Source organism: Microvirga sp. GN3 (assembly GCF_055792825.1).
Genome location: NZ_JBVVAK010000200.1, coordinates 1 through 11,823, shown reverse-complemented (window position 1 = coordinate 11,823; position 11,823 = coordinate 1). Strand labels below are relative to the sequence as shown.

Here is an 11,823-nt window from a genome sequence, read left to right as displayed (position 1 = left end):
CTGTCCTGAGGGTGGAGGAAACCTCTCCATTCTCAGGCCGGACACGACCCGACGTGACCTCTATGATCGTTCCAGACACCGACAGAGCCGGCATATCCTACCGCGGTAGCGGTTTAGTCCTTTGGCACGAGGCGGACATTGTCTGAACTTCCGTGTTGGCGGCGTGAGCGGACGTTTGCACAGTCGCGCTTAAGGGCAGTGCATGACCCTGGCTGCTTCAAAACTCAAACAGGCCCAATCTCGGTAAACTATTTGTATAATTTCATGCGGCTGCACCGAGAAATCTCCGGCCTGCCTAGGCCTACACGACACAAAATTGTTCAACGAGTGACCCGTCAGCGTTTTTACACAACCAAGACCCGTTCCTGACCTTCAGCCAGATAACCGGAACCTGAAGCCCACGCGGGCATCCGCTTCTCCTCAGGTCCCGCAACGGTAATGCCCTGCTGGAAAGGCCTCCTGGCACGTTACCGCACCGGGATGCCGTATTGCAGGCCGCCCTTGGTCCAGAGCGCGTTCTGGCCGCGCTTGATCTTGAGCGGAGAACCCTCGCCGACGTTGCGCTCGAAGCTCTCGCCGTAATTGCCCACGTGCTTGACGATGCGGACGGCCCAGTCGTTGGTCAGGCCGATGGCCTCCCCGAACTTGCCCTCGGTGCCGAGAAGACGCTTGATCTCCGGATTGTCGGAGGTCTTCATCTGCTCGACATTCACCTTGGTGACGCCGAGCTCCTCGGCATCGAGCATGGCATTGTGGGTCCAGCGGATGATATCGCCCCACTGATTGTCGCCATGGCGCACCGCGGGACCCAGCGGCTCCTTCGAAATGACGTCCGGCAGAATGACCTGATCGTCCGGAGCGGAAGCCTTCTGGCGAACGGAATAAAGGCCAGACATGTCGTTCGTGAGGGCATCACAGCGACCTGCCTCGTATGCTACGAAGACCTCGTCGGAGTTTGAGAGGGCCACCACTTCGTACTTCATGTTGTTGGCACGGAAGTAGTCGGCGAGGTTGAGCTCGGTCGTGGTGCCCTGCTGGGTGCAGATCGAGGCGCCGTTCAGCTCCTTGGCGGAGGCAACGCCGAGCTTCTTGCGGACCATGAAGCCCTGGCCGTCGAAATAGTTGATGGCCGGGAAGTCGAGGCCGAGCTGCGTGTCACGCGACATGGTCGCGGTTGTCGTCCGGACCAGCACGTCCACTTCGCCAGACTGGAGCGCGGTGAAGCGGTCCTTGGCGGCAAGCGGGATGAAGCGAACTTTGGTCGGGTCGTCGAAGATGGCGGCCGCGATGGCGCGGCAGAGATCGACGTCGAGGCCGGTCCAGTTGCCCTGAGCGTCCGCCACGCTGAACCCGGCCAGACCCGTGTTCGAGCCGCAGGTCAGGAAGCCCTTCTGCTTCACGCTGTTGAGTGTCGCCTGGGCCGAGGCGCTCGTGGCAAGCAGGCTAGCTGTCAGGCCAAAGGCAATCGACACGAGAGCCGTTCCCATCACACCATCATCTCCAGCCCTACAGATTATGCCATGCATTTCGGCCGATCAGGTGGAGGCTGTTCTTTCCGATGTCGAGCGAGAGGTGTAACCCGCTGAAGCTGAGCGGCATCGGCTGACCTTCTGGCGGGTCGCATCAGCATGAAGTCCGATGAGATCCACACTTGCCATGACGGCCAGTAAGATCATCAACTTCATTCCGGGAGACCAGCCTGTTGGAGCCCCTCACATAGGCGAGCGATGACCTCTTGGCTGAACGGAGGAGCGGCTCTCACGGCTGACACCGTCAGACCTGGGTACGTTGTGAGAAGCCGTTGGACGCAGGCCTCGGCCTCCTGCCGTCGGCCGTCCAATGCGTACGATGCAGCGAGAAATCGGTTGATCCAAGCCGCTTTGGGATGAGCCAGACGGGCCTTCTCGAGCCACGTGATCGCCTCCGCATAGCGGCCAGCGACGAAGTGAGCATCCCCGATCCCGGCATAGGAGTTGAAGATCATGGGATCAAATGGACTCAGGCGGATCGCCCTCTCGAAGTGAGCGATCCCGGTTTCTGGGTCATCGCGGAACGTGCGCAGCCAGCCGCTGCGGTTCCAGGCCCAGGCGGAGTTCGGGTCAAGAACCAACGCTTTTTCGAGCAAGTAAAGCGCGGTCTGAAACTCGCGGGTGATCGTGTGAGCGGCCCCGAGGACAGTCAGAACAAATGGATCGTCGGATGCCAAACCTGCGGCTAACTGCGCTTTCTCCAACGCATCACGTCTATCGCTCTCAGGATCCGTTGACCAGTTGTAGATGACACGCTGCCCGCTACACCAGGACGCAAGGGACAGGGCCAGAGGATAGATCGGATCCAGCTTCAGCGCCTCATCGAGCAACCGGGAGGCAACCTGATTGGAAGTGGCATCCAGGGACCAGACATAGGGCAGGGCCTGCATGACCAAATCGTACGCGTTGAGGCTGTCCGGCCGCTTGCGGCGCGCCCGCTCAATCTCGGCGGCCCGGATTGAGGGCTGGATCGCGCCCACGACACTGGTCGTGATCCGATCCTGAAGGTCGAAAATGTCTTCAATGGTGCCATCGTAGCGGTCCGCCCAGAGGTGTGCTCCGGTGGTCGCGTCGACGAGCCGGGCTATGATGCGCACCTTGTCCCGGCTGCGCCGGACGCTGCCCTCGAGAACATAGCGGACGCCGAGCTCCCGGCTCACCTGCTGCACGTTCACGGCCCGTCCCTTGTAGGAGAAGGTCGAGTTGCGGGCGATGACGAAGAAGGAGCGGATCCGCGACAGGGCCGCAATGATGTCCTCCGAAAGCCCATCGGCCAGAAACTCGCCGTCGTGGCTCTCGCTCATAAAATCAAATGGGAGAACCGCTATGGACGGCCGGTCTGGCACCGGCAGGCGTGCCGGCAGGCGTGCTTGCGGTGCTGCGACGCCGTTGTCAAACAGGCTGTAGACCCGAAGCGGCTTAGTGATGTTCTTGACCGGCTGCTCGCCCTGATCCTGGAAGCTGTAGGGCAGCTTGTCCCTGACCTCCTCATACACCTTGGCCGAAATGCAGATGGCTCCTGGCTGAGCCAGTTGCTCCAGGCGGGCCGCAATGTTCACTCCATCGCCATAGATATCTCCGTCCTCTTCGAAGATGATCTCCCCAAGATTGATCCCGATCCGAAGCTGAAGCGGATGAGCTGAATTGTCTGCGGCTCTTGATGCAAGGACCTCCTGCATCTCGACGGCGCATTGGACAGACTCGGTTGGACTGCTGAATTCAACCAGAAAGCCATCACCGGTGGTCTTCACAATCCGCCCGTGATGCTCGACGGCCCTGGGCTCGATGATCTCCCGGCGCAGGCTCTTAACCTGAGCGAGGGTTCCTTCTTCATCCTCGCCCATGAGCGTGGAGAAGCCCACCACGTCAGCCGCAAGAACGGCTGCCAGACGTCGCTGGACCTTTGGCTTGCCAGAGCCGCTCATGTCCGTAGTCCCCGTGGGAGATCTGATGGTGCGTCTTTACGGCGGCTTCGTCCAGGAAAAGCGATCAACGAGCTAAGCTCGAAAGGCCAGCTTCTGTGGGACAGGCGGAGGTATCTCAGGGCGGCTTTGTTGCACGGATGGGCGATTTGGCGGCCGAGGCTGGATGGCCTAGGAGGGCTGAGCCCTTCCTGATCCCGGATTCCACCACGCCGTTCAAGTCCAATGCCACTCGCCGTCATCGTACCCCCAAGCAGCGGCACTGGGTGACGAACTGGGCGGAGTACGATGCAGCCTTGCGTCAACGGGGCAGCCTCACGGTCTGGTTCTCTGAGGAGGCAATTGCCGCCCGGCGGGCCGAGCCCCGCACCACACGCGGTGGTCAGCCCCATTATTCGGCTCTCGCGATCAAGACAGCCCTGATGCTCCGGGCGGTGTTTCGGCTGGCTCTGCGCCAAACTGAGGGACCGATTGGCTCGATCCTGAGGCTCCTCGGGCTCAATCTGGCAGTGCCGGATCATTCCACTCTCAGCCGTCGCGCCGAGACCCTCGAGGTGCCAAGACCAATCTCACGCACCGGACCGGTGCGCCTGTTGGTCGACAGCACCGGGCTGCAGCTGTGCGGAGTCGGCGAGTGGCTGCTTGCGAAGCACGGTTCCCGAAAGCGCCGATCCTGGCGCAAGCTGCACATCGGGGTCGATGCCAGAACCGGGCAGATCCTCGCCTCAGAGCTGACGCCCCATGATGGCGATAATGGCGCGCAGGTCGAGCCCTTGCTCGACCAGATCACCGGTCCACTCGCCTCTTTCATCGGCGATGGCGCCTACGATCAAGCGGATTTCTAAGGCACCGTCGGCAAGCGCTATCCTGAGGCTGACGTGATCGTTCCGCCCCGATCAACGGCAGTGCTGAGCGACGATATGGAGGCCGCTCCGACCCAGCGCGATCGGCACCTCCACAGCATCGCGGAGCATGGACGCATGGGCTGGCAGAAGCGGTCCGGGTACACTCGACGAGCCCTAGTGGAGGCGTCTTAAAGCCGCTTCAAACGAGTGATCGGTACGAGCTTACGCTGCGGACGGAACCCCGCCGCGCGACCGAAATTGCCATTGCCGTTCAGGCGCTGAACCGCATGCTTGAGCTTGGACGCCCGCAGTCCGTCCGCATCGCCTAAACGAAACGCATGGGGTGGGCTCAGTGCGTTCATAAGCCGATCCGTGCAACACGGTCGGGCACCGCATGAGAATTGACATCTAAAGTGAGAAACCGAACGGTCCGCTTGTCTCATTGTTGATGTCCAAAGCTGCCGTAAACCCGATATTCTCATTCCAAGATGTCAGCTGACAGCGGGGCGTCGGGAGGTTCGGTTCTCAACCCACCGTCTCTAACCGACCAAACCGCACCGGAATGATGGCTTGCGTGCTGATCGGCCCGTCGACCTGTTTGCTGATGACGGTGAGCTGCTGGGTCTCCTCCGATCCCAGGGGCAGCACCATCCGGCCCCCAGCGTGAGTTGATCCAGCAGTGTCTCGGGCGGCTGCTCGGCGGCAGCCGTGACCAGGATCTTATCAAACGGAGCATGCTCGGCCCAGCCGCGCGTTCCGTCCCCAACCCGGACGGTGACATTGCTATAGCCAAGCTGATGCAGGCGTGCATCGGCATGGCTGGCAAACTCCTCGACCACTTCAACAGTCCAGACCTGACGGACAAGCTCTGCCAGGACGGCAGCCTGGTAGCCCAGGCCTGTGCCGATCTCGAGCACGGTCTCACTGGGCTGCAGGTCCAGCAGATCTGTCATGAGAGCGCAGATGAAGGGCTGCGAGATGGTCTTCTCGAAGCCGATCGGCAGCGGTGTGTCATGGTAGGCGAGGGCGGCAAGCTGTGGCGGAACGAAGAGATGGCGCTGCACCCGCCGCATGGCCGCCATCACCCGCTCGTCAAGTGCGACCTTGCCGATCTCGTCACTCATCAGGTCAGCCTGAAGAGCGACCACCTCAGCCATGTGCCGGCGCAGGATCGCGAGATGCGTCTCAGTCATAGGCTTCATGTCAGCCGATCTCCCGCTGGTGCTGGTGAGTTGAGCGGCGAAGCATTCGATTGTACGCCCAGGTCGAGGATCCCAGAAGCAAAGAGTGTTCTGCGACACAGAGCGGTTGGGCTTGTCCTTGGTGCCATCCCGGCTGTTGCAGGCAGCCGGCTCTGCTGCTTCCGGTTGCTGATGGCATGCGCTATGGCTGCGCCAGAGGTCCTCCTGTGGAGCCTCTGACTTTTAAGCAGAGGGTCCTGGGTTTGAGTCCCAGCGCGCTCACCAACAACTTCAAAGGGTTACCGGCATCTGCCCTTTGAACCGTTTTGCTCCAGGTCGCCAAGAGGTAGCCACCCGTCAGGACAGGAGAGGCTCGCTTGCGTCCGAGCCAGGCCAAACCGGAGGGCGGAAACAACGGACTGAGCCGTTCAAGGCTTGCTCTCCGCCCACTCCCAGCTTATTGGAAGTGCTGTCACGGAACAGCCGATAATTACCCGATGCTGACATTCCGGCACGACCTCTAGGCCTAGAGCCACAGCGAAAGACCCATTCGCTGAAGGGAGTGCGCGACCCATCTTTCATGCGCCGCCACCGCCCGACTCGGCGGCAAGGCGCCCACGCAAACGTGGCGCCGCAAAGTCCAGGAAGCTGCGCATCTTGAGCGGCAGCGCGCCCTGGGTGCCGTGCAGGAGATACACCGGCAGTGGCTCTGGCTCGAACGCCTCCAGGACGACCCGCAGCAAGCCTTCCTGGACGGCACTTGCAGCTTGGTACGACAGCACCCTCGTCACCCCCACACCGGCGGCCGCTGCCGCAAGCGCCGCTTCCGCCGTGTTGACGGACAATCGTGAACGCACCGCCACTGAGAGGTTCCGACCCTTGGTGCCACCCGAAAAGGTCCAAGTCATCGGAGAGCCAAGGACGTCGAAGGTGACACAGGCCATCTCGGCGAGCTCACCCGGCTTCTGTGGAACCCCATGGCTGGCGAAGTAGCTTGGGCTGCCACACACCACCTGCCGCACGGTCCCAACCCGCGTGGCGACCATCGAACTGTCAGGCAAGGTGCCGATCCGCAGGGCGACGTCGACGTGGTCTTCCAGCAGATGCACGTTCCTATCGGGCAGGAGCATTCTGACATTGATGTCGGGATAGGTCGCAAGGAATTCGCTGACCACGGGCACGACGTGGAGGCGGCCGAACACAATGGGCGCGGTGACGACGGGTTCGCCCTTGGGAGCCAAGTGCTCTCCAGCGGCCGCTCGCTCGGCTTCACCGATCTCATCGAGAATGCGCTTGCAGGCTTCGACATAGGAGGTCCCTGCGTCCGTCAACGTCAGCCGGCGTGTCGACCGGGTCAGAAGGCGCGTGCCGATGTGCTCCTCCAGTTCCGCCAGCTTCCGGCTGATGGTCGGTAATGGGATCTTCAAACGTCGACTGGCCCCGGTGAAGCTGCCTGCCTCGACCACAGCAACAAGGATCGACATCGCTTCCAAGCGGTCCATGGATTGTTCCAACTATTGAGATAATCTCTCTTAGAACTGGCAGATTATATGGTCCGTCGGAAGAAGCTACCTTTCTCACACCGGAACAAGCACCGGTCTCAACACAACAACAGGAGTTCTTCCCATGGCCCGTATTGCCGTTCCCACACTTGATGAAGCACCCGCCGCATCCGCCCCCATCCTGGAGGCCGTGAACAAGCAGCTCGGCGTCGTCCCCAATCTCTTCCGCCTGGTCTCGATCAGCCCGGCCGCACTGACCAGCCTCAGCGCAGCGCTAAGCAAGACACTTGATGTCCGGACGCGCGAGCGGATCGCGCTGGCTGTGGCCCAGGTGAACGGGTGCGATTACTGCCTGTCTGCCCACACCTATCTCGGCCTCAACGTGGCCAAGATCAGCCTGGAGGAGATCACGCTTAATCGTCAGGGGCGCTCGGGCGACCCGAAGGCTGACGCTGCCGTCCGGTTCGCCATGAAGGTCACAGAAGTCCGTGGCCGCGTCAGCGATGCCGATCTGCAAGCCGTGCGGGCGGCTGGTTATTCGGACGCGCAGATCGTCGAAATCGTCGGCGTTGTCGCGGAGAACGTGTTCACGAACTTCATCAACAACGTGGCCCAGACCGACATCGACTTCCCGGTCGTATCATCGGACGAGCTCGGCAAGGCGGCTTGAACGCATGACTGCATCCGGTGGCCTTCGCGCCGCCGGATGCTCGCTCGATGGAGGACACCATCATGGCCTACAACTTCCTGGACATTGCTTCCACTCCAAGCGTGAGGGTGGCCCAAGAGGCTAACGAAAGCCTGGAGTTCTGGTCGGATTTTGCGGGCCACCGTGCATTCGACCGGTTCACCCAAGTGAGGCGGCCTTCATCGCCGAGCGGGACAGTTTCTATATGGCAACGGTCTCGGAGAGTGGGTGGCCCTATGTCCAACATCGTGGCGGACCGGCTGGGTTCCTCCGCATGGTGGATGATCGGACCCTGGCTTGCGCCGACTTCCGTGGCAATCGGCAATACATCTCGGTCGGGAACTTGGCCGCCAATGACAGGGCAGCCCTCTTCCTGATGGATTACGCAGGGCGCCGGCGGTTGAAGATCTATGCCCACGCCCAGGCAGTCAGCCTTGCAGATGCGCCGGACTTGGTGTCGACCCTTGCCCTTCCTGAATACAAGGCGAAGGTCGAGCGAGCTCTCGTGTTCCGTCTTGAGGCGTTTGACTGGAACTGTCCGCAGCACATCACGCCCCGCCTCACCCTCACCGAGATCGAGCAAGGTCTCGCCGCCATGCACGAGCGGATCGCGCATCTGGAAACGGAGAACGCCGCGTTGCGAGCCCGGCTCGCAGCCGATGGAGAATAGACATGCAAGTTATGGATTGTGTCCCTGTACCCCCTTTCACTCTGGAGGCCGCAATGCAAAAGGCACGGCTTGCCGAGGATGCCTGGAACAGCCGCGACCCGGCGCGTGTGGCGCTCGCCTACACGCCTGACAGTGAATGGCGGAACCGAACCGAGTTTCTGACGGGGCGCGCTGCCATTGAAGCATTTCTCGTGCGCAAATGGGACCGCGAGCTGGATTATAGGCTCATCAAGGAGCTGTGGGGCTTCCGTGAAAACCGAATGGCAGTCCGCTTCTGCTACGAATGGCACGATGACAGCGGCCATTGGTTCCGCTCCTATGGCAACGAGCTGTGGGAGTTCGATGACCAGGGGCTAATGCGCCGTCGTGTCGCCAGCATCAATGACGCTCCGATTGCAGCGGCAGATCGCAAGTTCTTCTGGCCGCTTGGACGTCGCCCGGACGATCATCCAGGGCTGAGCGATCTCGGTCACTGACCACGTCGGGACCTCGATGTGCCAGGAATATCGCTTTCTGGCACATTCTGGAGTAGGTCGACTATCCGCAATGGGACCGAGGCCGGACAAAGCTACATAAAGCCGCAAAAGAAAAGGCCGCCCGTTTGGGCGGCCTCTCGTTTCGATCAGTTTGCCGAAGTTTCCGTACAATTGCAGATGAACCTCGTCTCACGTTTCAGTGGGTGAGGCGGGCCGATGCGCGCATCGAGGAAGCACATTGCCGAATTGTGGCTATCCTATGCGAGCGTCCTCATCAACTGGTGTAGAAGGTGGCCAAGGATGCCGCAGCCCTTCCGCCAAGTAGCTGCAAAAATTGAGCTTTATCTTCGAGTTTGCCTCAACTTCTCGCAGAGATTCGCCATCAGTCTGCCTCACCTCCGAAAGTACGCGGGTCACATTTCCGGTAAGGCTGTGTATGGAATGAGCATGGCTCCAATGACGTGAGGAGGGCGTGTCGCGCGTTCCACAACGCCCATCCCGCGCGGTAAAATTGTAGCCGCGAAGCAAATTGCCAGCACTGGGCCAAGTCAGAACGTCAGTCTCCTGCCCTTTGGGATTGGGCAACGGAGGCGACAGATCTGACGAGTGTCATGCAGACGAGCATGAACCATGCGCTAAACCCTTGGCGTTCAGCTTGGGCGGGCCCTTGGAAAGGCCCTGACATCAAAGCGCATGGTTGACCTGTCTGCTTCGTGCAACTCAGGGTCAGGCCGGTTTGATCCAACGTGGCGCGAGTTCGACGACCTCCAGATCGTGTTCGAGCAGTTCACGCGACTCCGCAAGATAGGATTGGTACGCCGCCGTCTTCAGAAATGCCTCGGCCGCCGCACGCGACCGGTAGACTTGGAACGCCGCGACCGTGTCCGGATCAGAGCCAAAGCTGTAAATATAGGACACGTGCCCTTCGTTGGCTGCGATTGCGGGCCGCATATGCCGCCGCCAGATCGCCTCAACATCGTCCCTTCGACCGGGTTTTACCTTATGCTTTAGAAAAAGAGCATGCATGAACGTCTCCATCTGCTTGTGCTTAAGAGAGGGTGAGTCTTGTCTTGCTTGGCGTTCGCTGGTGGATGCGTCTCTCACCGGGCGACAAGCTTGCGGTCGAGAAAGTCGAGCATGAGGCCGGCGATCATCGGGGCATCTTCTTCAAGCGCGAAGTGGCCCGTCTCAAGCAGGTGGATCTCGCTGTCCGGCACATCACGCTCATAGGCTCGCGCGCCAGCAACCGTGAAGAACGGATCATGTTTGCCCCATACTATGAGAGTGGGCGGCCGATGCTGACGCAGATAGGCCTGCCACAGCGGGTACTGTTTGGGATTAGATCCGTAGTCGTGGAGGAGCGCGAGCTGGATCTCGTCGTTGCCTGGACGGTCGAGCCCCGCTTGGGCGTGCAACCAGGCGTCCGGGCTAATCCGGCTCGGATCACGCGCACCGTGCAGGTACTGAAACTTGGTTGTGTCGAGCGTGAGGAAACCGCGCAGCGTCTTCTCGGTCTCGGGGGTGCGCTGTTCCCAGGCCGGTCGAGCCGCGTCCATGGCCGGCGACAGCCCCTCCTCATAGGCATTGGCGTTCTGGACAATGAGCGCATTTATGCGCTCGGGGTGCTGGATGGCCATACGAAAACCGACGGGCCCCCCAAAGTCCTGCATGTAGAGTGCGTAGCGTCTGAGCCCGATTGCCTGGGTAAAGCGGCTCATGATGTCGGCCAAGTGATCGAATGTGTAGGAGAAGGCAGTGGGCGAAGGCGCACTGCTGAAGCCGTAGCCCGGATAGTCAGGGGCAACGACATGATAGCGCTGTGCCAGTCGAGGAATGAGGTCGCGGAACATGTGCGAGGACGTGGGGAAGCCATGGAGAAGCAGCACGGTCGGCGCATTGGGTGGACCAGCCTCGCGGTAGAAGATCTCGATGTTGTCGATGGCTTGGGTGCGATAGCGCACCTGCGCGGGGTCAGCGTCAGCAGGCGCGGCAATTAGCGTTGAGGCCACGAAGCCGGCAGCCGAGAGGCTGGCGGTACGGCGGGCAAGGGTCATTTCCAGCTCCCATTTTGGTAACCATCAAACCTTATATTTGATGGTTACCGCAGCCCATGGTAACCTGTCAAACACAATTTTGGAGGTTACTGTGGGAGCCGTGGATTTCCCCTTTTTCGGCAATGCCCTTTGGGTCGATTTTCTCGACACCGAACCGGCGCGTCCTGGTGGAGGGAGGGACGATCTGATCAGCACGCCCGACGCTTTCGTGCGCTGGGCGCAGGCCGCCAGCCTGATCAGCTCAGAAGACGCCTTTCAGCCGGATGAGGTCTGGCTCGAGGACGCTCGCCAGTTCCGCACCTCGTTGCGCGAGGGTGCCGACGCACTTGTTGCCGATCGCAATCCGCCGATGGCGACCATTGCCGCTGTGAATGAAAAGCTTGCTCGTAGCCCAGTCGTGTCGACCCTCGTCAAAGGTGGATCGGGTTGGGAGATAACGCCGCGATTCAAGGCACGATTAGCCGATGCGCTGCTGGGCCGACTGGCCGCGGACTTTGCAGAGACGCTCGCTTCGGGGCGCGTAAACCGGCTGCGGCGCTGCGAACATCCCAGCTGCGTGATGATGTTCATCGATACGAGCAAGAACGGCAAGCGCCGCTGGTGCAGCATGGAGACCTGCGGCAATCGCGAGAAGGCTGCCGGACGCCGGGCGAGGTCCAAGCTGTAGATCAATGAGATGTGCAACGTTGAACCCGCTTACAGGTCGCGGTAAGCCTGAGGTCGCTCCGACCGGAACGTCTGTACGCCAGCGCCTACGCTCCGTCTCACCCAGGCTGCCTGACATTTTGAATGGGCGCGAACAGAGAGATTTCAACGTGGTTGCCAGATGCCCTGTGGCAACCAAGTTGAAATGTCGCGTGAGGCGCAAAGCGAAACTGTCAGTCAGGTCGGGTGAGACGGAGCCTGGGGCGGCGGTGCGCAGACTGTCCGATCGGAGCGCCGACGGCCCAGGCGTT

At 60.9% G+C, this 11,823-nt stretch carries 8 protein-coding genes and 3 pseudogenes; 5 read left to right on the top strand and 6 right to left on the bottom strand.

The features are described from left to right. Nucleotides 1-467 precede the first annotated feature (467 nt). On the bottom strand, nucleotides 468-1,487 hold the full coding sequence (locus tag ACS5Q1_RS42500) for an amino acid ABC transporter substrate-binding protein (RefSeq protein WP_473103876.1): 1,020 nt from the start codon (nucleotides 1,485-1,487) through the stop codon (nucleotides 468-470). 194 nt (nucleotides 1,488-1,681) lie between these two features. Then, on the bottom strand, nucleotides 1,682-3,454 hold the full coding sequence (locus tag ACS5Q1_RS42495; protein WP_473103875.1) for an adenylate/guanylate cyclase domain-containing protein: 1,773 nt from the start codon (nucleotides 3,452-3,454) through the stop codon (nucleotides 1,682-1,684). 191 nt (nucleotides 3,455-3,645) lie between these two features. On the opposite strand from ACS5Q1_RS42495, the pseudogene ACS5Q1_RS42490 reads away from it, so the two are divergent. Next, nucleotides 3,646-4,625 (top strand): annotated as a pseudogene (locus ACS5Q1_RS42490) (IS5 family transposase). Between the two features lie 196 nt (nucleotides 4,626-4,821). On the opposite strand, the pseudogene ACS5Q1_RS42485 reads toward ACS5Q1_RS42490, so the two are convergent. Next, a pseudogene (locus ACS5Q1_RS42485) lies at nucleotides 4,822-5,369 on the bottom strand (protein-L-isoaspartate(D-aspartate) O-methyltransferase). A gap of 686 nt (nucleotides 5,370-6,055) precedes the next feature. Then, on the bottom strand, nucleotides 6,056-6,979 hold the full coding sequence (locus ACS5Q1_RS42480) for a LysR family transcriptional regulator (RefSeq protein WP_473103874.1): 924 nt from the start codon (nucleotides 6,977-6,979) through the stop codon (nucleotides 6,056-6,058). Between the two features lie 124 nt (nucleotides 6,980-7,103). Between ACS5Q1_RS42480 and ACS5Q1_RS42475 the strand changes: the two genes are divergently transcribed. The 3 genes and pseudogenes from ACS5Q1_RS42475 (at nucleotide 7,104) to ACS5Q1_RS42465 (ending at nucleotide 8,813) form a co-directional block, all read left to right on the top strand. Further along, nucleotides 7,104-7,649, top strand: a complete 546-nt coding sequence (locus tag ACS5Q1_RS42475; protein ID WP_473103873.1) for a carboxymuconolactone decarboxylase family protein — start codon at nucleotides 7,104-7,106, stop codon at nucleotides 7,647-7,649. Between the two features lie 62 nt (nucleotides 7,650-7,711). Further along, a pseudogene (locus ACS5Q1_RS42470) lies at nucleotides 7,712-8,337 on the top strand (pyridoxamine 5'-phosphate oxidase family protein). Nucleotides 8,338-8,348: 11 nt separating this feature from the next. Next, nucleotides 8,349-8,813, top strand: coding sequence for a nuclear transport factor 2 family protein (locus tag ACS5Q1_RS42465; protein WP_473103877.1), 465 nt, complete (start codon nucleotides 8,349-8,351; stop codon nucleotides 8,811-8,813). A gap of 726 nt (nucleotides 8,814-9,539) precedes the next feature. Here ACS5Q1_RS42465 and ACS5Q1_RS42460 read toward each other — a convergent pair. Continuing rightward, a complete protein-coding gene (locus ACS5Q1_RS42460) occupies nucleotides 9,540-9,839 on the bottom strand; it encodes a putative quinol monooxygenase (RefSeq protein WP_473103872.1) in 300 nt (99 codons plus the stop codon). A gap of 74 nt (nucleotides 9,840-9,913) precedes the next feature. Next, nucleotides 9,914-10,867: an alpha/beta fold hydrolase gene (locus ACS5Q1_RS42455; protein WP_473103871.1), complete on the bottom strand. Its 954-nt coding sequence runs from the start codon at nucleotides 10,865-10,867 to the stop codon at nucleotides 9,914-9,916. Between the two features lie 100 nt (nucleotides 10,868-10,967). Between ACS5Q1_RS42455 and ACS5Q1_RS42450 the strand changes: the two genes are divergently transcribed. Next, complete coding sequence (locus tag ACS5Q1_RS42450) at nucleotides 10,968-11,534, top strand: CGNR zinc finger domain-containing protein (protein ID WP_473103870.1); 567 nt, start codon at nucleotides 10,968-10,970, stop codon at nucleotides 11,532-11,534. The last annotated feature ends 289 nt before the right edge of the window (nucleotides 11,535-11,823 follow it).

Bases quoted from the DNA above. Each gene is read 5' to 3' on its own strand.
- ACS5Q1_RS42500 (WP_473103876.1), bottom strand. From the start codon at position 1,487: ATGGGAACGGCTCTCGTGTCGATTGCCTTTGGCCTGACAGCTAGCCTG.
- ACS5Q1_RS42495 (WP_473103875.1), bottom strand. From the start codon at position 3,454: ATGAGCGGCTCTGGCAAGCCAAAGGTCCAGCGACGTCTGGCAGCCGTT.
- ACS5Q1_RS42480 (WP_473103874.1), bottom strand. From the start codon at position 6,979: ATGGACCGCTTGGAAGCGATGTCGATCCTTGTTGCTGTGGTCGAGGCA.
- ACS5Q1_RS42475 (WP_473103873.1), top strand. From the start codon at position 7,104: ATGGCCCGTATTGCCGTTCCCACACTTGATGAAGCACCCGCCGCATCC.
- ACS5Q1_RS42465 (WP_473103877.1), top strand. From the start codon at position 8,349: ATGGATTGTGTCCCTGTACCCCCTTTCACTCTGGAGGCCGCAATGCAA.
- ACS5Q1_RS42460 (WP_473103872.1), bottom strand. From the start codon at position 9,839: ATGCATGCTCTTTTTCTAAAGCATAAGGTAAAACCCGGTCGAAGGGAC.
- ACS5Q1_RS42455 (WP_473103871.1), bottom strand. From the start codon at position 10,867: ATGACCCTTGCCCGCCGTACCGCCAGCCTCTCGGCTGCCGGCTTCGTG.